This is a genomic window from Flavihumibacter profundi (assembly GCF_020076305.1).
Classification (GTDB): Bacteria; Bacteroidota; Bacteroidia; order Chitinophagales; family Chitinophagaceae; genus Flavihumibacter; species Flavihumibacter profundi.
Genome location: NZ_JAIQXE010000001.1, coordinates 646,648 through 672,212 on the forward strand (window position 1 = coordinate 646,648; position 25,565 = coordinate 672,212).

At 44.3% G+C, this 25,565-nt stretch carries 20 protein-coding genes; 16 read left to right on the forward strand and 4 right to left on the reverse strand.

The window, feature by feature from the left end:
• Nucleotides 1-14: 14 nt before the first annotated feature.
• The 11 genes from LAQ65_RS02710 to LAQ65_RS02760 all read left to right on the forward strand — a co-directional run bounded on the left by LAQ65_RS02710 (nt 15) and on the right by LAQ65_RS02760 (nt 16,432).
• Nucleotides 15-3,704, forward strand: coding sequence for a SusC/RagA family TonB-linked outer membrane protein (locus LAQ65_RS02710; protein WP_224115395.1), 3,690 nt, complete (start codon nt 15-17; stop codon nt 3,702-3,704).
• Nucleotides 3,705-3,732: 28 nt separating this feature from the next.
• Nucleotides 3,733-5,382, forward strand: coding sequence for a SusD/RagB family nutrient-binding outer membrane lipoprotein (locus LAQ65_RS02715; protein WP_224115396.1), 1,650 nt, complete (start codon nt 3,733-3,735; stop codon nt 5,380-5,382).
• A 130-nt stretch (nt 5,383-5,512) separates the two neighbouring features.
• Entirely contained in the window at nt 5,513-7,678 is a 2,166-nt protein-coding gene (locus LAQ65_RS02720) for a ligand-binding sensor domain-containing protein (RefSeq protein ID WP_224115397.1), read from the forward strand.
• 15 nt (nt 7,679-7,693) lie between these two features.
• Entirely contained in the window at nt 7,694-8,395 is a 702-nt protein-coding gene (locus tag LAQ65_RS02725) for an orotidine 5'-phosphate decarboxylase / HUMPS family protein (protein WP_224115398.1), read from the forward strand.
• Between the two features lie 28 nt (nt 8,396-8,423).
• Nucleotides 8,424-9,458: a zinc-binding dehydrogenase gene (locus LAQ65_RS02730; RefSeq protein ID WP_224115399.1), complete on the forward strand. Its 1,035-nt coding sequence runs from the start codon at nt 8,424-8,426 to the stop codon at nt 9,456-9,458.
• A 3-nt stretch (nt 9,459-9,461) separates the two neighbouring features.
• Complete coding sequence (locus LAQ65_RS02735; RefSeq protein WP_224115400.1) at nt 9,462-10,262, forward strand: SDR family NAD(P)-dependent oxidoreductase; 801 nt, start codon at nt 9,462-9,464, stop codon at nt 10,260-10,262.
• 9 nt (nt 10,263-10,271) lie between these two features.
• Nucleotides 10,272-11,162 (forward strand): sugar phosphate isomerase/epimerase family protein, encoded by an 891-nt coding sequence (locus LAQ65_RS02740; RefSeq protein ID WP_224115401.1) that lies wholly within the window; start codon nt 10,272-10,274, stop codon nt 11,160-11,162.
• Between the two features lie 10 nt (nt 11,163-11,172).
• A complete protein-coding gene (locus LAQ65_RS02745; RefSeq protein ID WP_224115402.1) occupies nt 11,173-11,775 on the forward strand; it encodes a YhcH/YjgK/YiaL family protein in 603 nt (200 codons plus the stop codon).
• Between the two features lie 34 nt (nt 11,776-11,809).
• Nucleotides 11,810-12,874 (forward strand): dihydrodipicolinate synthase family protein, encoded by a 1,065-nt coding sequence (locus LAQ65_RS02750; RefSeq protein ID WP_224115403.1) that lies wholly within the window; start codon nt 11,810-11,812, stop codon nt 12,872-12,874.
• Nucleotides 12,875-12,886: 12 nt separating this feature from the next.
• On the forward strand, nt 12,887-14,911 hold the full coding sequence (locus tag LAQ65_RS02755; protein ID WP_224115404.1) for a beta-N-acetylhexosaminidase: 2,025 nt from the start codon (nt 12,887-12,889) through the stop codon (nt 14,909-14,911).
• Between the two features lie 69 nt (nt 14,912-14,980).
• On the forward strand, nt 14,981-16,432 hold the full coding sequence (locus tag LAQ65_RS02760) for a Gfo/Idh/MocA family protein (protein WP_224115405.1): 1,452 nt from the start codon (nt 14,981-14,983) through the stop codon (nt 16,430-16,432).
• Nucleotides 16,433-16,448: 16 nt separating this feature from the next.
• Here LAQ65_RS02760 and LAQ65_RS02765 read toward each other — a convergent pair whose 3' ends face one another.
• The 4 genes from LAQ65_RS02765 to LAQ65_RS02780 form a co-directional block, all read right to left on the reverse strand.
• A complete protein-coding gene (locus tag LAQ65_RS02765; protein WP_224115406.1) occupies nt 16,449-16,823 on the reverse strand; it encodes an iron chaperone in 375 nt (124 codons plus the stop codon).
• An 11-nt stretch (nt 16,824-16,834) separates the two neighbouring features.
• Nucleotides 16,835-17,260: a VOC family protein gene (locus LAQ65_RS02770; RefSeq protein ID WP_224115407.1), complete on the reverse strand. Its 426-nt coding sequence runs from the start codon at nt 17,258-17,260 to the stop codon at nt 16,835-16,837.
• A gap of 20 nt (nt 17,261-17,280) precedes the next feature.
• Nucleotides 17,281-17,706, reverse strand: coding sequence for an SRPBCC domain-containing protein (locus LAQ65_RS02775; RefSeq protein ID WP_224115408.1), 426 nt, complete (start codon nt 17,704-17,706; stop codon nt 17,281-17,283).
• Nucleotides 17,707-17,776: 70 nt separating this feature from the next.
• Nucleotides 17,777-20,077, reverse strand: coding sequence for a TonB-dependent receptor (locus LAQ65_RS02780; protein ID WP_224115409.1), 2,301 nt, complete (start codon nt 20,075-20,077; stop codon nt 17,777-17,779).
• 12 nt (nt 20,078-20,089) lie between these two features.
• Between LAQ65_RS02780 and LAQ65_RS02785 the strand changes: the two genes are divergently transcribed.
• The 5 genes from LAQ65_RS02785 (at nt 20,090) to LAQ65_RS02805 (ending at nt 25,525) form a co-directional block, all read left to right on the forward strand.
• A complete protein-coding gene (locus LAQ65_RS02785) occupies nt 20,090-21,052 on the forward strand; it encodes a ligand-gated ion channel (protein ID WP_224115410.1) in 963 nt (320 codons plus the stop codon).
• A 158-nt stretch (nt 21,053-21,210) separates the two neighbouring features.
• Nucleotides 21,211-23,619, forward strand: coding sequence for an arylsulfatase (locus tag LAQ65_RS02790; protein WP_224115411.1), 2,409 nt, complete (start codon nt 21,211-21,213; stop codon nt 23,617-23,619).
• 27 nt (nt 23,620-23,646) lie between these two features.
• Nucleotides 23,647-24,204, forward strand: coding sequence for a YMGG-like glycine zipper-containing protein (locus LAQ65_RS02795; RefSeq protein WP_224115412.1), 558 nt, complete (start codon nt 23,647-23,649; stop codon nt 24,202-24,204).
• Nucleotides 24,205-24,231: 27 nt separating this feature from the next.
• The gene (locus LAQ65_RS02800) at nt 24,232-24,744 is read left to right on the forward strand and encodes a nuclear transport factor 2 family protein (RefSeq protein ID WP_224115413.1); all 513 of its coding nucleotides are present in this window, start codon (nt 24,232-24,234) and stop codon (nt 24,742-24,744) included.
• A gap of 37 nt (nt 24,745-24,781) precedes the next feature.
• On the forward strand, nt 24,782-25,525 hold the full coding sequence (locus tag LAQ65_RS02805; RefSeq protein WP_224115414.1) for a DUF2490 domain-containing protein: 744 nt from the start codon (nt 24,782-24,784) through the stop codon (nt 25,523-25,525).
• The last annotated feature ends 40 nt before the right edge of the window (nt 25,526-25,565 follow it).

A 25,565-nucleotide genomic window follows, 5' to 3' on the forward strand; every position in this document is an offset into this window, starting at 1 on the left:
AAAAACAAACAGGGATGAAAAAGAAGTATGCTTTACTGAGATTCTTGCCTGCCTTATTGATGGGCATTCTCTTTATGATGGTGTCGCCCTTAAACACTATCGGACAAAATCTTGCAGCCGATGCTTCGGTGGTGCAAGATGCTCCGGAAGAAATGGGCGCAAAAACAATTTCCCTGGAACTGTTTATGCAGAAATTCCAACGTGTTTATAACGTGTATTTCAGCTACCAGGCAGTTTCCTTAAAGGAAATTAAAGTGACTGATATTAATATAGAAGGTAACCGGCAGCAAGACCCGGACCAGCTATTAAAAAAAGTATTGAATCCTGCAGGATTAACCTATGAAAAAGTAAGTAACGTTTACGTTATCAAACAAATCCCGGAGCCGAAACTGGTCCTCACAAAAAACGAAATTACCGCCCCGGTTGATTTTTTAGTTAAAGGATCAGTGAAAGACAAGAATGGTGCCCTGGCAAATGTTACCGTTTCTGAAAAAGGTACCACAAATGCTACAACAACAAATGCAGATGGCCGGTTTAGCCTGAATGTTGCGTCCCCAAACGCAACACTTGTATTTAGTTATGTTGGCTATAAGGCAGTGGAATTGAAAATAAACGGACAGTCTGATGTAATTGTACTGCTTGAAGCACAGGTATCTGAACTTTCTAATGTTGTGGTGACAGCGCTGGGTATTACCCGCAATAAAAAATCCATGGCCTATTCAGTTGGTGAAGTAAAAGCGGAAGACCTGGTAAAAGCCGGCAACCCAAACGTGCTTAAATCCCTGGATGGAAAAGTAAGCGGAGTGAACTTTACCAACCTTAGTAGCGATCCTACCTCCTCTGTTTTAGTGAATATAAGAGGTACCACAGCAATGCCCACAAAGAGTAATGCCAATGTTGCTATTAGTGGTCAACCGCTTTATGTTATTGATGGTATACCAGTAGGAGCTCAAACATTCACCAATAAAAACGGGGTTGATTTTGGTAATATCCTTTCGCAGTTGAATCCGGAGGATATTGATAATATCACCATTCTTAAGGGTGGTAGTGCTGGTGCCTTGTATGGTGCAGATGGCGGTAATGGTGTTGTTATGATCACCACCAAAACTGGCAAGGGCCGCAAAAAAGGGCTCGGCGTTAGCTTTAACTCTTCCTCTGTTTGGGACAAACCCACCGATTTTATTGAGGAGCAAATGGAATATGGCCAGGGTGAAAGGGCTTTCGAATGGCAATATGACAATACAGATACCTGGGGACCAAAACTGGATGGTAAATTCTCAGGCGACTACTGGGATACCAAACAGCAAAAATGGCTCAATAAAAGTATGACTTCTTCCATGGAAAACAGGATGCAGGCATACCTCCAGACTGGTAATACCCTTTCGAACACAATCGGCGTGTATGGTAATTATGATAAGGGATCATTCCGCTTCTCCTTTGGTGATATGAATAATAAAGGAGTGATGCCAAATACTAAAACAGACCAGAAGTCAATTAGCCTGAACACAGATTACAGGATTACTGATAAAGTTAAATTAACTGTTAGCTCCAGTTATATCCATACTTTATCCCCCAATAAAGCAAACAGTGTTGGTTCAAACAGCGTGATCAATAACTTATTGTTCAACTTCCCGGCCAACCTGCAACCTTTGAGCGAAATGACAAATTACTGGCTCACAGGCTATGAAAATATCCAGCAAAATGGCGCCATTATGAAAGATAATGGCCTTGATGTGGATACCGACAATCCATGGTGGTCGACTTATGAGAAAATTAACCGGTTTGGCCGCGATAATTTCTTTGGGAAAGTGCAGTTAGACTGGCAATTGAGCAAGCCATTGGCCCTGGTAGTGCGTACCGGTATGGAAAGTGTAAAAGAAGAATACGAATACCGTCAGTCATGGGGTAAAACCAAGATGGCAGATAAGTTTAAAACCGGTGACGGGCAGTATATTACTGGAACGAATAGCATGGCTATCTATAATACTGATGTTATTCTTACCTACAATAAAAATTTCGGAAAGTTTTCCCTGAATGCTTTTGGCGGTGGAAATTACCAGTATACTAATAACAATAGCCTGGAAATGAATGCAGCGAAATTATCTACTCCTGCATTATTTACACTTAATAATGCTATGCCGGGACAATTATTCGTATCCCAATCTGGTTGGGCAACAAGTCAGACATATAGTCTTTATGGTAGTGCAAGTGTTGGTTACGCAAACCAGTTGTTTTTGGATATAACAGGTCGCAATGACTGGAAGGGTATTTTGCCGGAAGAAAAAATAAATTATTTCTATCCGTCAGCTTCCTTAAGCTGGGTAGCTTCAGAAACGTTTAAACTTCCTGAAATTTTTAACCTGGTTAAGGGAAGGTTGGCCTGGGCAGATGTAGGTAACGGACTAGTAAAACAAAGGTCAGTAGACACCTATTCTTACGATCCGAGCAATTGGGGTGCAGCTAAAACCGTAAGTATTAATGCTACATTGGTTGACCCTAATATTAAGCCAATGCACTCTATTACACAGGAAGCAGGACTTGATATCTGGATGCTGCAAAATTTGCTCAAATTTGATTTCACTTATTTCATAAAAGACCAGAAAGACCAGATTGACAATATTCCTACTGTACCGGGTACAGGTTATCCTGGTATGCTGACTAATATTGGTGATGTGCGTAGCAAAGGATATGAAATGGGCTTAACGATTAACCCGGTTAGGACAAAAGACTGGAACTGGACAATTTCCGGAAGCTTTACCCATTACAAAGCAACAATCACCAGGCTTTCTGACCAGTTTGCACCAAATGGTTATGTATTTGCAGACTATGATGGAAAAACAAGGGTGAAGATTGCTGTTGGTGAAGAAATTGGAAATATTTATGAGCAAAACCCAATCCTTAGGGTTAAAGAAGGAAAATATGCCGGAATGCCACTACTCGATGGAGCTGGCGGGGAATTCCAGACTTCAGGTGATGAAAAAGACCGTGGTAAATTGGGTAATTATAACCCTGATTATATTGTGGGCTTTAACACGACTTTGCGTTATAAGCAGTTCGCGCTTAACCTGGTAGGTAGTTACAGGAAAGGTGGTAAATATGTTTCTGTTAACCAGCAATACCTGGAATCAAACGGTAGGGTATCAACTACCCTGGGTTCTGGTCCTAATAACCCCTGGTGGATGGGTGGAAGGGATGCTGAGCATGGTGGATTACCATGGCCAGCTGCAGGATCCAGCCAGTATGAGGCTATCAATACTAATAATGATGGCCAGCGCGCAGACTGGAGTGATGCCAGTTATGCAAAAGGCGTTTTTGTTAACCCGAATTTTACTGGTGATAAGCCAACCGATGCAGACTATATAGTTAATGGCGCAGATCCTAACAATACCTTTTACCAGTTTGCTTATAATAGCTATGGAGATGTTATCTGGGATTTTGCTGCAACAAGAACCTATAGCGCAACCAACTTCAAAATGAAAGAAATTTCATTGGCTTATACAGTACCAGCCAGTCTGACCAGCAAATACAAGCTTAATAATTTAACCCTGTCGTTTATCGGAAGGAACCTCATCCAGTGGAACGAATCAGGCCGTCACGAAGATCCTGAATCTGCCTTCAGTGGCGTAGGTACAGGCCTTGGCGTGCTTAGGGCTACATTGCCCAGCATTCGTTCTTATGGCTTCAAACTTTCCGTTGAATTTTAAATTATTAATGATCGAATAAATAAATAATATGAAATCTTTAATTATAAAATCACTGGCAATCGTTTCTATAGCCGCTCTTGCATCCTGTAGTAAAGATGCCCTTAGGTCTTATGACAAGAAGCAACAACTGGATGCTGTAGAATCTGTAAATGATCCGTTCCTGCTTTCTTCTGTTATCAAGCAAACAAGTCTTTTTTACCAGGGCTTTGGTTATGATAACAGCAAACTGCCAGCTGCAGTGCAATACATGCAGAGGAATTTCCAGGGTGGTGATAACCTGTATAACGGGTTTAAACAACCATCTGATGATATGTATGCAGCTTTGAATATCCTTAAGCTAATTGATGGCGCCATCGGTCTGACACATGATAGAGGTTCAAGTACACATGAAGGTATTTTCACGACTTTCAGGGTGTTGCTGTTTTCTTACATTACAGACTTCTATGGTGATATTTATTATACCGAAGCGCTGAAGGGTAGGGAAGGTATTCTTTATCCCAAGTATGACCACCAGCAGGATATTTACACTGGTCTGCTGGCAGAACTTGACAATGCCAACGCTCTGATCGCAAGCGGCACTGAACCCTTATCAAGTACTTACGACCTGATGTTCGCCGGTGATAAGGTAAAATGGCAAAAATTCACCAACTCATTAAAGCTTCGTCTTTTAATGCGTGCATCAGCCAAGATGCCGGATGCGGGAGCTAAAATGTCTGCAATTCTCAGTGACCCGTCCCAACCCATCTTTACAGAAGCTGATGATAATGCTTCCATTCCATTTGTTGGGGCAACAGCCGAAAATTCCTGGAAGGGTGGTACCAATAACTGGCCTGATGATGAGGAGTTCGATAAAAGAAGGCCTTGTAAAACGCTGGTGGATAAACTGGCAAGTTTAAATGATCCGCGTATGCATGTTTGGATTGCCCCTGTTGAAAAACCCTGGACCAGTAATAAATCCCTTGATGGTGTTAGCTTTACAACCACAGATCCTAATGGATATAGCTATACTTCAACCTGGGAATTAATAGACAGGAATAAGGCGGAAATTGCGGCCCAATCTGAAAATATCCTGGACTCTAATAAAGTTTATGCCGGCTTTATTGCAGGTATGCCCGGTGACTGGAAAAACGGTAATGGCCATTACGATGTAGAAGCTGGAGGTGTTGTGGGTAATTTTAAAGTGTCCAGGTATTCTAAATTATTCCGGGAAAATTCGCACCCACTGCTTAAAGCAATGGTCATGAACAGCGATGAAGTACAATTCATCCTGGCAGAAGCTGCTGCTAAGGGAATGATTACTGGCGATGCCGATGCTTATTACAGGAAAGGCATTACTTATTCACTGCATCGCTGGGGTATTTCAGATGCAGATATTTCTACCTATTTAGCACAGCCTGCTATTGCTTTACCAGGTGGTACTACCCCGAATCTGGAGAAAATTGCTGACCAGAAATGGCTGGCCCTATTCTTTGTTTCAACAGAATCATACCTTGATATCCGTCGTACAAAATTGCCCAATATCTTCCAGAATGGTAATCTGGGTACCCGCGATTTCCCGGTACGGTATCGTTATCCGGGTGCTGAAATCGGTCAAAACAAAGACGCATACGATGCAGGTGTATCTACCCTGTCACCAGCAGTAGATAATGAATTTTCAAAAATGTGGTTATTGCAATAAGCAATTAACCCGTAATAACTAAATACTAGTAGCATAGAACATCCTGGCCTTATTATAGGGCCAGTTTGTTCTATGTTATAAATACATGCTTGCCACATATTTCAATAGTTTATCCCAACATTCACAAAGCATGAGAAAATCCTTTTCCTTCCTTACTACTTTCGTACTTCTTTTCGCACAAATCATTTGTTTTGGTAATCCTGCGAATGAGCCTGTCTATAAGCAACCTGTTTCAATTCAATACAGTTTACCTGAAACCTTAAAAGGGGCTATCCTGAAAAAAGTGGTAGTCGATTATAACGATAATGTTTATGTGCTGACTAATAAGGGTGTTTACCGCACGAACGGGAAAGACCTGGTAAAAGATTTTCGGTATACACCTATTGCAGAAAAAAAACCGCTGGATATTACCATACAGGAAAATACCGGTCACTTGTTTTACCTCTATGAGGAAAAATGGCTGACAAACGGCTATGCCGGTGTGCCTTACCTCAATATACCCAAAGGGAAATTTGACCAGCTGGCAGTGGCTGCAGATGGCACTGTTTTACTGGTTGGCGCAAATGCCGTATCCCTCTGCAGGGATGGCAAGCTGACAGAAATTAAAAAGCCTGCCGATAAGATAAATGCAGTGCAGGTGAATAACGGAATTTTCTATGCCCTGAGTGCAAACGGAGTATATAAACTCTCTGATGACCATTTTACACAAATCCATAAAGGTAATGGCCTGCAGGCTATGGCTTTAAGGGAAAACGAAATTGTGCTGGGCACAACCAAAGGCTATTATGGGATCAATAAATTGAATGGTGATTCAAGTTTCTCATTACAAACCAAAGTGCCGGTTGAAAATATTTCCTGCCTGCAGGTAATTGACAATAAAGTTTGGGCTGGTACACCAATGGGTGCTTTTATGAAAGAGCCCGCCGGAAACTACAGGTATTATGCTTCCAGGAGATGGTTGAATGAGGATAAGGTAATTGCTATGGCGGCTGACAGCAAAGGTGATGCTTATTTCTTATCACCATCCGGATTAAATAAAATTGAATTTATTCCTTTTACACTTTTAGATAAGGCCAATTTATTCCAGGATCAAATCAGGCAAAGGCATATCCGGTATGGCTTTATTTCAAATGTAACCCTGCAATCACCTGGCGACCTTGCTTCGGCAAAAATGACCGATACAGATAATGATGGCCTCTGGTCTTCTTTTTATCTCGGCAGCCAGGCATTCCGTTACGCTGTTACCGGTGACAAAAATGCCAAGCGTTACGCCTGGGAAGCTTTTGAAGCTTTTGAAAGAATTATTTCCATAAACCCTTTGAAAGGCTTTCCTGCAAGGACCTTCGAACGGAAAGGTTTTAAAGTTGGTGAACCGGCTGCCTTTCGCGACTCACAGGACCCTGAGTGGGAATGGAAAGGAACCACCAGCAGTGATGAATTTTGCGGCTATATTTTTATTGCATCCGTACTGAATGAAATGGTTGCAGAAACAGAAAGCGAGAAAAAAAGGGTGGCAGATTTTATAGATAAAATCCTTACCCATATTATCGATAATAATTATTATTTCGTTGATGCCGATGGCAAACCCACTTTATGGGGAAGATGGAACCCTGAATATATCAACTCCTTCCCGGAATCAGTAGAAGACCGGAAACTTGGTAGTGCCCATATCCTCGCCGGACTTCAGTTAGCATATGCATTAACTGGAAAAGAAAAATACAAGACTGAAGCGTATAAATTAATTAACGAGCACGGATACCTGAAGAATATGATGGTGAGCTATACCAAAATAAAAGAGACCCCGGGTACCATCCGGATGGGCATCGACCTTGGTATTGGTGGCTGGAACCACTCTGATGATGAAATGGCTTTTTTGACTTACTGGCCATTATACCGTTATGCGTTTACCCCTGAATTGCAGGAACAATACAAGTGGGTAATTACAGACCACTGGCAGATTGAAAAGCCGGAAAGGAATGCCCTTTGGAACCTGATCTCCCTGGCAACGGCCGGCGTTTGTGACGCGCCATCTGTTAACTGGCATTTGCAGGAATACCCGCTTGACCTGGTTAGATGGAATGTTAAAAATTCGCACAGGAAGGATATCGTCCTGCTTCCTGCAAATTTCAGGAAACAATCTACTGAGGTACTTTTGCCACCGGGCGAAAGGCCAATGAACCGCCACAATGCGAATGCTTTTGAACTCGACGGCGGCGAAAACGGTATGTCCGAGCTGGCTGGTGATGAATACCTTTTGCCTTATTGGATGGGGCGTTACTTAAAAGTGATAGAATAGTTTAAATTGCTGTATATGAAACCAATTGTTCAGATTTCCCTCGATTTAACCAATATTGACGAAGCTTTAGAGACTGCCGCAATGGCTATGCGTGCCGGCGTGGACTGGCTGGAAGCCGGAACCCCGCTGATCCTGGCGGAAGGCTTGCGCGGCGTCCGGTTATTGCGCGAGGCTTTCCCGAATGTTCCTATTGTGGCTGACCTGAAAACAATGGATGGCGGTTACCTCGAAGCGGAAATGATGGCGAAAGCCGGCGCCACCCATGTAGTGGTTATGGCAAGGGCCCACGAAGAAACCATTAAGTGTGTGGTACAGGCCGGCCGTGATTTTGGTGTTAAAGTAATGGGCGATAACCTTGGTTGTCCCGATATGGTTGCAGCTGCAAAGTGGCTGGAAGACCTTGGATGTGATTATGTAATCCATCATATCGGTTACGATGAAAGGAGGGGCATAGCTGCCCGTGGATTACGCATGCCCAGTCCGTTAGACCAGCTGCGCGAAGTGGTTAATGCCGTGAAAATCCCTGTACAGGCAGTTGGTGGCTTGTCCCTGGAACAGGCCATTCAATGTCCGGCTTATGGTGCTCCGCTTGTTGTTCTGGGCGCACCTTTAACCATTGATGCCGATGCTTTTAAAACTGCCGATGGCAACCTGGAAGCATCACTCCGCATGATATGTTCAACCATTCATGGTTACGGGGATGTTACTGTTAAATAAACATGATTAATCTAATAAACGTTCTGATATGTCTACGATAAAATCTGCAGCGGTAATCAATTACTCATCTGCAAAAGGATCCGTTGAAATAAGGGAAATAGCAAAACCCGAAATTGGCGAAGAGGATGTGCTGCTTGAAGTGGCCAATGTTGGTGTTTGTGGTAGTGACCTGCACCAATGGACTGCTGACCATAGCTGGACCGTTAATTACCCGGTAGTGCTGGGCCATGAATTCGGCGGGCATATCGTTGAATTGGGCAGCCGTGTTGCCAACTGGAAAATTGGTGACAGGGTAGTCAGTGAAACTGCAGCGGTTGTGAATATGGCCAGTCCTATGTCCAGGATTGGTTTGTATAACCTTGATCCCGACCGTAAAGGATTTGGTTATGGTGTGAATGGCGCCATGACAAAATATGTAAAAGTGCCTGCAAGATGCCTGCACCGTGTTCCGGATGAACTTCCTTTCGAACAGGCCTGCCTGACCGAACCCTGTTGCGTGGCGTATAATGCAGTTGTAAATAATTCCGGTATTAAACCCGGCGATCGTGTTATTGTGATCGGACCCGGAACCATCGGCATTTTGTGTGCAGCTGTTGCGAAACTTTGTGGCGCACAGGTTGCTGTAACCGGATTGGAAGCTGACCGCAAAAGGTTGGCCATTGCCGAACAATATGGTTGCGAATCTATTGTTGGTGATGCAACAGAATGGGCAAGAAAAGTTGATGGTTTGGGTGCAGATGTAATTATTGATGCAGCAGGTACAAGCTTTACACTGAAAATTGCCCTCGACCTGGTTCGCCCTAACGGACATATTACTAAAGTTGGATGGGGCCCCCAGCCACTGGGCTTTTCCCTTGATCCGCTGGTACAAAAAAATATCACCTTACAGGGAAGCTTCAGTCATAACTGGCCTGTATGGGAAAAAGTAATTGCTCTGCTTGCAAGCGGGCAACTGGATGTTAAACCTATTATTGGTGGTGTATGGCCAATAACAGAATGGCACGAAGCATTCGAAAAAATGCACAAAGGTGAAGTCGTGAAAAGTGTTTTAAAACCAGTATAATTTATGCGGTTAGAAAATAAGGTCATTATTATCACAGGCAGTACCACGGGTATTGGCAAAGCTATTGCTTTGCGCTGTGCCCAGGAAGGCGCCAGGATTGTATTGCATGGCCTCGAAGAAGAATGGGGCCAGGAAGTACTCGACCTGCTGGGCAATGATAGGGCAGTGTTGCACATTGAAGATATCAGCAGGGAAGGTGCTGCCGGCAGACTGGTTGAAGTTGCCATTACAAAGTTTGGGCAACTGGATGCCGTAGTGAATAATGCTGCCATGGTTGCTTCTTCAAATATTCAAACCACTGATACAAAATTTTTAGAGCGGATATTTGCTGTTAATACAATTGCACCTTTTAACCTTATCAAAGCCGCATTGCCTTACCTGGAAATGCAGCGTGGTGCAGTATTAAATATCGGTTCTGTTAATGCGTACAGTGGTGAGCCAAACCTTTTTGCATATAGCATTTCAAAGGGTGCCTTAATGACCATGACCAGGAATTTGGGTGATACCTTATTTCGCGAAAATGGGGTCAGGGTTAACCAGGTCAATCCGGGTTGGGTACTTACTGAAACAGAAATACAAAGAAAAAAGACGCACGGCCTTGCGGATGACTGGTACAAGGATTTACCGTCTGTGTATGCACCTGCCGGCCGTATCCTTAAACCATCTGAAATTGCTGCTGCTGCAGTATATTGGCTGGCCGATGAGAGCGGACCTGTCAGCGGGCAGGTAATGGACCTGGAACAATATCCATTTATTGGCCGCAATCCGCCAAAAGATACCTCAACTATAAAAACTTCTAAATAATTATTGCGCATGCCTAAACTTGCCGTATTTCCCAAAGCATTTATGCAGGCACTCTGTAAGGACGGTTCCATGCTTGTTGAAGAATGGATCAAACTGGCAGCAGGACTGGATGTCGAAGGCCTGGAATGGTACGCCGGTTTTTTACAGATGGCCGACCAAAAAAACTGGAGTAAGTTTCGCAGCATGGTTGAAGACCATGGTAAAACCATTCCCATGATGTGCTGCTCACCAGATTTTACACATCCTGATAAAGCATTCCGCGATAAGGAAATTGCCAAGGAAAAGTATTGGATTGATATGACCTATGCACTGGGTGGCAGTTATTGCAGGGTGTTATCCGGACAACGGCGCCCTGAATTGTCGATGGAAGAAGGTGTGAAACTCGCAGCGGATTGTATTTACGAATGCCTTCCTTACGCCCAGGAAAGAAATATTACCCTGATCCTCGAAAACCATTACAAGGACGATTTCTGGGAATACCCGGAATTTGCCCAGAAAGCTGATGTGTTTTGCGCGCTGGTGGATGCAGTTAACCATCCTAATTTTGGGGTGAACTACGATCCCAGCAATACCTACCTGGCTGGTGAAGACCCGCTTGACTTATTAAAGCGTATAGCCAAACGCGTGGTAACCATGCATGCCAGCGACCGCTACCTGAAAGAAGGGACCATTGAAGACCTCCGGAAAGAAGAGGGCGGCGCAGCCGGATATGCTAAACGATTGAGCCATGGTGAAATCGGGAAGGGGCTTAATGATTACGACGCCATTTTCTCTACACTGAAACAAGTTGGTTTTGATGGATGGATCAGTATTGAGGACGGGGTTGACGGTATGGACCAGTTAGAAAGAAGTGTTGCCTTCCTAAGAAAAAAACTCCCGCTTTACTGGGATATGCCTTAATAAAAATTACATGAAGACGATTTGCTTTTCACTATTACTTTCTATGATGAGTTTTGCCGGCCTTGCCCAACAACCAGCCCAGGCTGTATCCAATAAGACTGCCAAAAAATGGGTCAAAAAAAAGGAATGGGCAAATGGTTTAGCACTTGAACCCCATCAAACAGTAAATAAGCCTGCGTTTTATACAGCCTACCATACCAACCAAAAATGGTGGGATGCGGCTTTCGCTTTTTTAAAGGAACAAAACCTGGATGAAATAAAACCCGGTAAGTATCCTATTGTTGGTGAAGATGTATTTGCCTCTGTAACTGAAGCACCATCCCATCCAAAGGAGGAAGTGAAGTGGGAATCACACAGGAAATATATCGACCTGCAGTATATAATAAAAGGAAAGGAAATCATTGGTATTGCAGATGCATCAAAGGCTACCATTACAAAACCATATACGGTAGATGTGGTCAATTATACGGCAGACGGAAAGTATTATACCACAGAACCTGGTAAATTCTTTTTATTTTTTCCCAATGATGCCCATCGCCCGACCATTAAGGCAGAAGGTTATGATGTGGTAAAGAAAATTGTAATTAAAATAAGGGTGGACGCTAATCAATAAGCCCGGCCAATAATTAAACAAAAAACATTCTGGCATGAAAACAACAAATAAATCATCAAGGCGGATTTTTTTGGAGAAAATTGCTGCGGCATCTGCTGGTGTTGCCCTTTCGGCTACAGTAGGTGAAAAAATATATGCTGCACAAAAATCACCGGTTATCAATCCATTCGCCAGTGATAAAAAGTTTGTACCCGTAATGGTTACACCGTACAAGCAAAATGGCTCAATTGATTATGATTGTCTTTCGAGGCTGGTTGATTTTTACAGAGCTGCCGGTGTTAAAGGATTTTTCGCTAATTGCGCCAGCAGTGAAATGTATAGCCTGAGCCCGGAAGAAAGATTATCACTCGGCCGGCATGTGGTAAAACAGGTTAACGGCGCGATGTCTGTTGTTGCAACGGGCTCATTTGGAGATACCCTGGAGCAAAAAGCCGATTTCACAAAGCAGATGTACCATACCGGTGTTAACGCAGTTATTTTAATAACCTCGCATTTTGCAAAAAAGGAAGAATCAGATGACGTGCTGATTGCCAATTTAGACAAATTCCTTTCCATCACTGATAATATTCCTTTAGGTACCTACGAATGTCCTTCTCCTTATAAAAGGATTATTACCCCTTACGTATTTAAATATATGCTGGGTACCAACAGGTTCATTTACCACAAAGACACTACGATTGACCTGGATAAGGTAAAGGAGAAAATAGCCATGATCGGTAACAACAGGCTGGAATTCTATGATGCCTGCGTTGCCAATACCATGTATTCCCTGCAGGCCGGTGCAAAAGGCATGTCTGCTATCTGCGGAAATTTCTATCCTGAAATCCTGGTGTGGATGTGCAACAATTCCACTAATCCCGATCGCCAGGAAGATGTGAAATGGATGCAGGCACAGCTCACAAAGACTGAAGATATCGTTGGGCAGAATTATCCCCTCAGTGCAAAATATTTCCTGCATAAAAGAGGGCTGCCTATTGAAGTTACCAGCCGCGTAAATCCCAACCCTTTAACAGCTGCACAAAAACTGGCATTGGATGATACCTATAAAGTATTCCTTGGCTGGTGCGACCGTTTAGGCATTCGCCCGGCGAAAGCATAATTCCCAGCACCTATGCGCAAGACTATTTTGTTGCTTGTTTTTTGTATTGCCCTGGTGCATTTGTTTGCGCAGGACAATACCTATAACCTCATGCCGGTTCCCAGGTCGTTGAAAACACATGGGAACTCTTGTGCCATCAATAAGCAATTCACCATTGGTATTATTGGACATCCGGGTGACCGGGTTTATAAAGAAGCTTCCAGGGCTTTAAGGCGGCTCGACAACCGGATGGGATTTTTCTTCACCCAGGGTAATATTACCCCTAAGGATTCCAGCTCTTCCGCAACACTGTTGATTGATGTGAAGCGCAAGGCCGAACTGAATTTACAGGAAGATGAGAGTTATCATTTAATTACGGGTTCAAAACAGGTGAAGATCACTGCCAATACTGATCTTGGCGCAATACGGGCATTGGAAACCCTCCAGCAGTTGGTTAGTGTGCAAAAGGGGGGCTACTATTTTCCTGGCGTAGAGATTTACGATGAACCGCGTTTTCCCTGGCGCGGCCTGTTGCTTGATATAACCCTCCACTGGATGCCGATGGATGTGGTAAAACGAACCTTGGATGCAATGGCTGCCGTTAAGCTGAATGTGTTTCACATGCACCTTACCGAGGACCAGCTATTTGGCATTGAATCAAAAGTTTATCCAAGGTTAACCTCTGTTGGCGCCGAGGGTAATTTTTATACGCAGGAAAATATAAAGGAGATTATAGCCTATGCCGACCAGCGGGGTATCAGGATTGTGCCTGAGTTTGATGTGCCCGGCCATTGCACGGCCATGCTGAAAGCGTACCCGCAACTGGCCAGTGTGCAACGCGACTATGAACTGCAACGGTATTATGGGGTTTTCGATCCTGCGCTCGATGTTACTAAACCGTATACCTATGCGTTTTTAGATACCCTGTTTACAGAAATGGCTGCCTTATTCCCGGATGAATATTTTCATATCGGCGGCGATGAAAATACCGGCAAGGACTGGGACCGCAATCCCGAGATTAAGGCTTACATGCAGCAAAAAGGCATGACCACTTACCGCGAACTCGAGACGGAATTTATCAGCCGGTTGCTGCCGATCCTGAAAAAAAACGGCAAGAAAATGATGGGCTGGGATGAGATTTTCCGCCCGGGTGTTCCGCATGATATTATGATACAGTCATGGCGGGGTTTGGAATCATTGGTAGATGCTGCCAGGCAGGGATATACAAGTTTGCTATCTACAGGCTATTATATTGACCTGATACAACCCACAGATTATCATTACCTCGTAGATCCTGTTCCGGTTAACACGCCGCTTACAAAGGAAGAGCAAAAATTTATTGTGGGTGGGGAAGCTACCATGTGGACGGAACATGTAACGCCGGAAACAGTGGATTCCCGTATCTGGCCAAGAACTGCGGCTATTGCTGAGCGTTTGTGGTCATCCCAGTCGGTAAATAATGTGGATGATATGTACCGGAGACTGGATAAAATTGATTTATACCTGGAAGGCCTGGGTACAACGCAGTTAAAAAACAAAGGCATGCTGATGCGCAGGCTGGTTAACGGCTACAATACCCAGGCACTGGAAGTATTGGTGAATGTAATTGAGCCATTGAAGCTGTATGAAAGGAATGAAGGGGATACCATGTACACGGTATTTTCTCCCTATACCAAAATTGCTGATGTAGCAACGCCCGACCAAAAAACAGCAAGGGAATTCAGGAAGCTGGTTGCCGCTTTTTGCCAGTCGAAAGACGCTAAGGTGGTTCCCGAACTACGGAAAAGCCTTGAACTATGGAAAAATAATGATGTTGCTTTTCAAAAACTAATACAACAATCCCCGGTACTGAAAGAAGCAGCTAATTTGTCTGAACATTTAGCTCAGATCGCAAAAGTTGGCATTGAAGCGTTGCAATTTATTACCTCTGGTAAAAAGCCGCCACTGGGTTGGGAGACGAAGAGCCTGCAAATTACCAAAAAAGCAAAAGAACAGGGGGGGCGTTGTGAATTGCAGGTTGTTACAGCCATTGAACAATTGGTCAAAACCGCATTATAATTCAACGTTTTTTATTAGCTTACTGGAATTATTTGAAAAGGTTGTATAAGTATTAAAAAATACATGATAATGAAAAAGAAAACGGTAGGTTCGGATTCAAGGCGGAATTTCATCCGCAATTCAGCGTTAACTGCAGCTGGATTCATGATTGTGCCACGCCATGTACTGGGTCGTGGGTTTATTGCCCCAAGTGACCGCCTGGTTGTTGCAGGCATTGGTGCTGGTGGTAAAGGTACCAGTGATATCAAGAATTTCTTCGATAGTGGGAAAGCAGATATCGGGTTCCTTTGTGATGTTGATGAACGCCAGTGTGTGGAAACCAGGAAGAGATTTCCCAAAGCGAAATTCTACAAGGACTTCCGCGAGATGCTTAGCAAGGAACATAAATCTATAGACGCAGTTTCGGTTTCAACACCAGACCATACACATGCTGTTGCTGCAATGGCTGCTATGTCCCTCAACAAACATGTTTACGTTCAAAAGCCGCTGACCCACGATATTTACGAAGCAAGGATGCTTACCGAGGCTGCGCATAAATATAAAGTGGTTACGCAAATGGGTAACCAGGGATCTTCAGGTGATGGTGTACGTCAATTGCAGGACTGGTACAATGCCGGTGTGATTGGTGATGTGCATACCATTTATTGTTATACAGACAGGCCGATCTGGCCCCAGGGTGTAGGCCGTCCTTCTACTTCTTCACCGATCCCGGCCGGACTTGATTTTGATCTATGGTTGGGTACTGCACCAAAGCGTGATTATTTTGATGGTATTCTGCCGTTTAACTGGCGTGGCTGGTGGGATTACGGTACCGGTGCTTTGGGTGATATGGCCTGCCATATTATGTCCCCGGCATTTGCTGTTTTGGGATTGGGTTACCCCACAAGTGCCGAGTGCAGTGTGGCAACAAAATATATTCAAAACTGGGACAGTGGTTATTTCCCTGAAAGTGGCCCGATTGCTTCCCATATCACATTAAACTTTAAGGGTCAAAATGGTAAACCAGATATCGAATTGCATTGGATGGATGGTGGAATACAGCCATCACGTCCGGCGGAACTGGGTGCCAATGAAGAAATGGGAGATGGCGGTAATGGTATCCTGTTTTATGGAACAAAAGGTAAAATGATGGCCGGCACATATGCAGTAAACCCGCAATTGCTGCCCACTTCAAGAACTAAGGAAGTTAAAGTGCCCCAAACAATTGCCCGCGTAAAAAATGGCGAAGATGGTCACTATGCAGCCTGGGTTGAAGCAGCTATTGCCGGTTATGGCAGTGATAAAGCAAAGAACCTGAGCTCACATTTTGATATCGCTGGTCCCTTAACGGAAAGTGTGCTGATGGGTAACCTTGCCATCCGTAGCTTTGACATCCGGAAGAAAAATGCAAAAGGTGATGACTTTGATTACCCGGGCCGTCATATTAAATTACTCTGGGATGGTCCAAATATGAAGATCACCAACTTCGATGAAGCTAACCAGTTTGTTAAACGCCAGTACCGTGAAGGCTGGAGTTTGTAAACTTTTAATACGATTTCTATTTCTTAGCCCTGGCTTTCTTAGCCAGGGCTTTTTTTTGGTTTTCACCAATCCGGTATTTGACAATTTTTGTAATTAGGGAAACCGGTAGTGGTTGGTCATATGGGAACTGGACCCCGCCCTTCGACCCTTTAAAATTCGAAAGCTCCTCCTGGAATTCTTTTAATCCGGATGGCGCCGGGAAAAAACCGATATGCGCTTTAAATCCACCGAAATGTACCAGGTTGCCGTCAAGCTTAAATGTCGGGATCCCATAACCAATGGTTTCCGTAGCCTCAGGGGCAGCCTTACGGATTATTGCCCGCATATGCTCTAATCGTACCTGGATATCTTTTGGAAAACCAGCAATATACTCATCAATTGTGGCAGCCATTTTACAGGATTTTAAGCGTTCAGTAATTCATCAATATTGAACTTTTTCATTTGCATAAATGCTTTCATCACGCGTGGTGATTTCTCCGGGTCATTCATGAGCTCCCCCAGGATTGTGGGAACTACCTGCCATGATAAGCCGAATTTGTCTTTCAGCCAGCCGCACCGCGATTCTTCGCCGCCTTCCGTAAGCATTCCCCAGTAGTAATCAATTTCCTCCTGCGTTTCGCAGTTGATGACAAATGAAAATGCTTCGGTTAATTTGAAATGCGGGCCACCATTTAAAGCTGCGATCTGCAGGCCTTCCAGTTCAAAATTGGTGACCATTGGATTGGAGCTAATGATCCTTGCATTTTTAAATATTGTTGTATAGAAGGCAGCTGCTTCTGCTGCTTCATTATTGAACCAGAGGAAGGGAGTTATTTTTTGCAGGGCCATAAGATCAATGGTTAGGCTGGTTAACGGGACTCGGTATACTTTTTAAAACTGTCAAGTATGGCTTGCCAGCCATCTTTTTGCAGATTTATTGGGTTAGTCTTTTCAGCCTCGAATTTTTCGGTAACAATTATACCTTCATCAGATAGCTGAAAACTCACTTCCACTTTCCTGCCATCGGCAATGGTATAAGTGATCAATCTATGAGGGATGATAGAATCGTAGGTCCATACGAAATCAAACCCGGTACTACCATCTTTGGCTTCCATCCGGATGGTACTCTTACCGCCATCCCTGAAATCGCTGGATGCTGCCGGCGCATGCCAGTCTTTCGAGGCATGGTACCAGTGGGTGATATGGCCAGGTTCGTTGAAGAAGTCCCAGACCTTTTCCATCGGGGCATTAACGGTGGTGGAAACGGTTATTACTGTGGAGGATGATGGTTCCATGACAAAGCTTTTTATTTGATAAGAAATGTAAAAACGGGAAAATAGGGGGGATTGCTACCAGAAAGTTAAATTAAAATTCTATGGTTAGCCTTGCTTTTACAAAAAATGGGGTACCGGGAGTAAAATGAATTTCTTCCACGGGGATGGGCTCATTGTATAACCTGCTTTCTGTAAGGAACTGCGTCTCCTTCCATTTTAGGTTAAAAATATTTTCTGCTACGAGACCTGCACTCCATGTTTTATTGAAATGCCAGGTTGCATTAGCGTCAGTGATAAAATATCCTTTGGCAATAACCGTGTTAGTTTGATCGGCCGGCCTGTTTCCCAACCAACGGTAACGCAATCCGGCATTGAATTTTACGCCAGTGTAGGCTAATCCACCGGTACTGCTGAATTTGGGGGCAAGGGGCAGGTACTGTGCATTTTTCGGTTCGTCTATAGCACGGCCAATGGTATAATTGGCATCTATGTCGGCAAAGAGGTGCTTAAAAATCTCATATCTGATTGAAACATCAATGCCCTTGCGAAAGGTTTTCCCACCTGGCTCAACAACAGCTTCATCGCCGACATAAATGAATTCCTGGTCAAGGTATAAAAACCAGGCAGCAGCATTGACCAGCATATTCTTTAAGGGCTTGGTAATTATCCCCAGGTCACTGCCCCATGCTGCAGGTAAAACATTCTGGCCGTTTTCGGGGATTACCACCCTGGCATCATTACTATGAAATCCCCTTCCGGCTTTAAGGTATAGGGCGGTTTGCTTTGATGCCTGGTATTGTAAGTTCAATTTTGGACCCAGGATGCCTTTGCCAACTGATTTATTGGGAAGGCTATTGAGGTCATCTCGGTATTGGAAATTGAAATAATCATACCGCAAAGCACCGTTAATGGTCCAGTTATTTTTTTTATAGGTTTCACTCAAATAGCCTGAAAGGCTGGTTTCCCTGGCTGGCCCGAATGACATTGGCTCAGTAACCTCAGTACGCTGGTAGGTCCTGGAAAGTTCCAGGTTCCTGATATCATCATGGCGAAAATTTGCCCCTGCTTTAAACAGCAGGCTGGCGCCGTTCCGGAGATACTTTTCCTTTGTAAAGCTGCCGTTGTAGCCAAAGAGGTTGCGGTTTTCCTTTTGCCGGATCTGATCACCATGTATTGTGTCTTCTTTAAAAAATGTGTAGTTGCTGTATAATTCAAAATTGTAGTTGGAATAGTACACCTGGTTTTCCATTGTCCCCCCATTCTTAAGCCGGCTGGTCAGCTTTGTGCTTAGGTTGGTACGGGAGGTCTGTCCGCCCTGGTTCGGGTCAATTGCGCCAAACCAGCCTATGCTTCCATCTGCCACTGCGCGTTCGGGAATCAGGCCACTTGCATTCCATTTGCTGTATAATGTAGAAGCCTGTGTGGTGAGGGTGGCGTTTTTGAAATGGAACTGGTGCTTGCCCGACAGGTTATACCTTTCCAGGTTTTGCGGATGTTCAAACGGTCCATCTGTAAAGTATAGTTCGCCGGCTATATATGCATTTTGTTTTTGGGACGGTTGAATGACATTGAAGAGTCCGGCAGTCCTTAGCGTATTAAATATACCGCCTTCCACCCGCACCATATTTTTCGGGAGTTCATTAAAAGTATGCAGGGCTACATAACCCGCCGTGGTAAAATCACCTTTATCTGCGTAGTAGGGGCCTTTCCCGAAATCCAGTTTTTCAATGGTTTCAGGAATTACAAAATGCAGGTCTGCATAACCCTGGCCATGGGCATGGCTTACCATATTCACGGGAATACCGTCGGCACTGATATTCACATCTGTGCCATGGTCAACATCGAACCCGCGAAGGAACAGTTGTTCTGCCTTCCCCCCGCCGGCATGCTGCCCGATAAACAAACCGGGAACCATCCGTAAAATTTCCTGTGAGTTATTTAACGGCCGGGTGGTTAAATCAATCTTGTGCATATTGCTGAGTAAGGCATTGTCCAGTTTGGCGACGACCACTATCTCATCAAGGGAAGCCATTGCCTGGCTGAGGTAAATGACATTAGCCGTATTGTTTGTGGTGGCTAACATTGATTTACCGAGATAACCAACTTTAGATATAAAGATAGAATCTGATGGACCTGCTTTGATACTGAAATAGCCATCCTTGTCTGATATAGCGGAATATCCTTTTGTTGTTAAAATGGTGGCAGCATCAATGGCTGTTTTATATTGGCCATCCACCAGGCGGCCACGGTACACCTGGGCTTTTAGCGCAAAAGGTAAAAGCAGTAAGAGAAGGAATGCATATTTCATTTCGGTTGTAAAGTTAAAGCGCTGCCTGCCATTTTCAACAGCACTGCTTGGAGTTTCCCCGGCTTCCCTTAATTTCATAGCCATACAGCCATATTTATGAGAAAGCATGGTATCGGGTTATTAGTAATACTTTTTATTTGTTTTCCGAAAGCAAATTACGCGCAGCAAGCACCACCCGATACGGTTATTGCCGGTATTTATATTACCAGCATCCATGATATTGATTTCAAGCAGAAAGAGTATGTGGTCAATTGCTGGTTGTGGCTGAAGTATAAGAACAAGGATTTCAATTTTGTGGATAACCTGGAGATCCCGCAGGCGAAAAGCGTAACCAAATCGTTCTCCACCATAGATAGTTCCAATGGCCGGGTTTCCCTGATGATGAAGCTGCAATGTGTGATGAAGGATTCCTGGAAGATCAATAATTTCCCGTTTGACCAGCAGAAACTCAGGCTCTCCATTGAAAATTCCCAGTATGATGTCAATTCCCTGGTGTTTAAAGCCGATACGGCCGGAAGGCATTATGACCCCCGCTTTGCTTTAAATGGATGGCTTATTGACAGTTGTGTGTTGCAAACCGGAGTGAAGGCTTATGAAACAGCATTCGGGGATGAGTCGCTTTCCAAACAACATATGGATTACAGCAATTTCAGGGTTCGGATGACCATCCATCGCGATGCGACCGGGCTGTTCTGGAAAATGTTCCTGGGTATGTACATCGCCTTCCTGATTGCCTATATCTGCTTTTACATCCATTATGACGGAATCGATTCCCGTTTTGGGCTTAGCGTTGGTTCGTTGTTTGCCGTGATTGGTAATAAATACATTATTGATTCTTCCCTGCCCGAATCCTCCTCGTTTACGCTGGTGGATACTTTACACGGCCTTACCCTGTTTTTCATTTTTGGCATAATTACAGCAACAACGTACACGATGAAACTGGTAAAGGCAAACAGGGTAGAAGCTGCCAGGCGTTTTGATAAACGTATGGCTGTTTTGGTACTGGTTGCTTATATCCTTTTAAATACCTGGTTCATCTGGCAGGCGGCGAATGTGTAATTGACCTTTTGGAAACCGTATGTTTTGTTCCCCGTTTGAGGGATATCATCATAGTGCCTGATGAAAGTCATGTATAGGCTTTTCCGTTCATGCATACTTTTATCAAAATAAGTACAGAGCGTATTTCAAATTTGAATTATGCTTTCCTTTAATTAATTATGATGCACTATTTAAAACAATTAAGGCCATCCGCCTTTTATCTGCTGCTTGCAATAATAGCAATCGGGTTATTCAGTTGCAACCAGAAGAAGCCTGAAGGCGCTGGAACTGGAAAGGAAGAAACGGGAACTGTACAACCAGCAGGTGAAATGGACCGTACAGTCCTTCCTATTAAGGAACCTAAACGCCAGACCTACTCTGAGCTCGATGCCCGTAATGCCAAGGCGCCTGAACGTTTTGAGGTGAAAGCACCGAAGGGAGCACCTAACGTAGTGATTGTTTTAATTGACGACATGGGCTTCGGGGTATCTGAAGCTTTTGGGGGGCCTGTACATATGCCCAACCTGGATAAGCTCGCCCAGAGTGGTATCAGGTATAACAATTTTCACACGACCTCACTTTGTGCACCAACCCGGGCAGCCTTGTTAACCGGTTATAACCATCACTCAGTAAACATGGGATCTATTACGGAAACAGCCACTGCTTTTCCGGGTAACACTTCCATGAGGCCCCAGACGATAACGCCAATGGCGGAAGTACTTCGCCAGAACGGTTTCAATACTGCATTTTTCGGTAAAAGCCATGAAGTGCCCACCTGGCAAATTTCACCATCAGGCCCCCAGGATTTTTGGCCTACGAGATCGGGGTTTGAAAAATTCTATGGCTTCCTGGGTGGGGAAACCAACCAATATGCCCCGTTAGTGTATGATGGCGTTACCCAGGTGGAAATTCCAAAGGACCCCAGGTACCATTTTACTGTTGATATGACCGACCATGCGATTTCATGGGTAAGGTTCCAGCAGTCAATAACACCCGACAAACCCTTCTTCATGTATTATGCCCCTGGTGCAACACATGCGCCGCACCATGTTCCTGCCGAATGGTCGGATAAATACAAAGGGAAATTTGACCAGGGATGGGATAAGGTTCGGGAAGAAACCCTCGAACGACAGAAAAAACTGGGCATCGTACCACCAAATACCAAGCTTGCGCCTAAGCCTGCTGATATAAAGGATTGGGATAAGCTTTCTGCTGATGAAAAGAAATTGTTCACCAGGCAGATGGAAGTTTATGCAGGTTTTGCCGAACACACCGATCATGAAATAGGACGGCTTATTGCTACCCTTGAAGATTTAGGTAAAATGGATAACACCGTTTTCATTTTTATAGCAGGCGACAATGGTGCCAGCGCGGAAGGCCAAATGAACGGTATGTTCTCTGAAATGACCTATTTCAATGCAGTCGTGGAAACTGTCCCTGATATGCTGAAGCATTATAAAGAATGGGGGTCACCCAGTACATACCCGCATTTTGCTGCAGGATGGGCCGTGGCCATGGATGCGCCTTTTTCTTATACAAAACAGGTTAGTTCTGACTTTGGGGGAACCAGTAATGGTATGGTTATTCACTGGCCCGAAAGCATTAAGGCCAAAGGCGAGATCCGTTCACAATTCGGGCATGTGATTGATATTGCCCCAACCATCTATGAAATTACGGGTATCCCTTCCCCTAAAATGGTGAATGGTATAGAACAGGATCCCATAGAAGGTACAAGCCTCGCCTACACGTTTAAAGATGCCAATGCAAAAGAGCGGCATACCCTGCAGTATTTTGAAATGTTCGGGAACAGGGCCCTTTATAAAGACGGGTGGTTTGCAAGGACAATTCACAGGCCGGCCTGGCGCCCCAAACCCCTTAATACCTTACAGGCGGATGTGTGGGATTTGTATAAAGTGACTGAAGATTTCAGCCTTGCCAACAACCTGGCGGATAAATATCCTGATACACTGAAAGCGCTGCAGGCTTTGTTTATGAAAGAAGCCGAAAAGTATCATGTACTTCCCCTGGATGACCGTTTCCTGGAAAGAACAGACGCCAAATTAGTTGGAAGGCCAACGGTTATGGAAGGACGCAATACTATGTTACTCGGTGACGGGATGACAGGAATGGGGGTTGATATTTTCATTAGTTTAAGAAATACCTCTTATAACCTTACAGCAGATGTTGATGTTACTGCAAATGGGAATGGAGTAATCGTTTGCCAGGGTGGCAGGTTTGGTGGTGTATCATTTTACCTGAAGGCTGGCAAACCTGCATTTGCCTATAACTACCTTGGCCTGCAATCCTACTCAGTTATCGCTTCGCAGGCAATTAAGCCAGGTAAGCATACACTGGTTTACAACTTCGCCTACGATGGCGGCGGACCAGGTAAAGGCGGTTTGCTTAGCATCAATGTGGATGGGAATAAAGTTGCTGAGGGCCATATTGAAAAGACACAGCCCGGCATATTTTCAGTGGACGACCTTGCAGATGTGGGTGTTGATGAGGGAACTTATGTAACCGATTACGGGGCTTCTTCAAAGTTCAATGGCAAATTGGGCAATGTAAAGATCGAGGTTAAGAAATAATTCAATTGTTATAGTAAATAAACTAAGATGAAAACAAGGTATTTTAAAAACAGGTTTATCCAGGGTATCGCAGCAGCTTTCTTTCTGCTGGGGGGTCAAAACGCAATGGCCCAGCAACCAGCACCAACCGTACCCGATACGGCTAAGATGACGTATAACCAGATTTCAAACACGATGAAATTATATGTTTTTCCTTCTAAGGGACAAAGCAAGGACCAGCAAAAAAAGGATGAGTTTGCTTGTTATAACTGGGCTGTGGAACAGTCTGGCATTGATCCTTTGAACCTGCCTAAAGTAGAAGCGCCACCGCCTCAAACCGGTCCAACCGGCGGGGCTGTAAAAGGTGCCGCCAAAGGTGCGGCAGTGGGTGTGGCCATTGGTGCCATAGCGGGCGATGCAGGTAAGGGTGCAGCTATTGGCGCTGTTGCCGGCGGTGTGGCCGGAAGGCGTCAAGGCAAACAGGCGCAGGCCGAGCAAAACAAGCAAGCGGAGGCTGCAGCTGCAAAAACAGAGCAGGATATGAAAAATAGCTTCCAGAAAGCTTTTTCAGCATGTATTGAAGGGAAAGGGTACACGATTAAATAAACCGACAACAATAAAAATTTTTCATTTATGAAGCAGCTTATCTTTTTCGCAGTTATAATTACCTGCCTCTATTCATGTTCAGCGCCATCTGCTCCTGCTGATAAAATAAGAACAGAAAACCTTGCCCTTGCCAAAAAGTTTCTGCATGCTGTGGAAACCAAGGATGCTGTGACGATGGACTCCCTGCTTGCAGATAATTACAAAGGATTTGGTCCTTCTTATGGTGATTCAGTCAACAAAGAAGAAGCCCTTAAAGGCTTTAAGTATAATTCAGAAAACCTTTATGAATCAGTTAAGTATACCCGCTTTCAAAATATTGCGGTAACGGTAGAAGAGGGTGAAGAGGCTGAGCCGGGTAACTGGGTTTCCAACTGGGCCGAAATTGCCATTAAATACAAGGATGGCCGGGGGCCGGTACATGCCTGGGTGAATGCTGTTTACAAAATTAAGAACGGGAAAATCGTGTTGAGCAGGACCTTTTACAATGAAGCAGATGTGTTGCGGCAGCTGGGGTATAAATTTACTCCACCTAGTGAATAGTAATTTTTTTTGATCCAGGCGAGAGAAAGCAGCGTCTATGCCAAACCGTAATTTTTTTTTAAAAATTTCCCTGGCCCTGATACTGGTTGGATCGGGATCGGAGGTAATGTCACAGCTTTCAAAAAAGGCCCAGGAAGTCTGGCCCTCTATTGATGCTTATTATACTATTAATCATAGGTTTCGGTTATACGGAACCGCTGGCGGGACTAAACTCGATGAGTCATCCTATTCTGATGGAGCAATAGGACTGTTTGTTGACTATTTCACGTTTCCTATAGTAAAGAAAATCCACTCCAACTATAGCCATGCTGATAGTCTTCCCGGAAAGTATATATTCTTTAGGGGTGGTTATCAATATAGTGCCACCCCGCCGAGTTCAGAAGACCCTTTCAAAGAGAGCATGATCGTTACTGAGGCGGATGCCAGGTTCTACCTGCCCTGGGCAATGTTACTTACCAACAAAAACCGTTTCGACTGGCGGATAAATAACGGTGAATTTAAAAGCCGCTACCGGCCGCGATTGAACGTTGAAAAGGACTTGCGGACCCAATACCTGATTTTTACAGCCTATGGGTTTGTAGAATACTTTGCCAACTTCGGTAATAGCGCTGTCAACCGTTTCAGGACCCAGCTGGGGGTTGAATTAAGGGTAACAAAAAGGACGAACTATGAAGTTTTCTGGAACCACCAGTTTGAGCACCAGCCAGAGATCCAGACCGTAGATGCCTTCGGTATGACATTTAAAATGTACTTGGTAAAAAAACAAAAGAAGGCTAAATAGAATTATAAATGTATTCGGGTTAATTATAAAATTTTATATT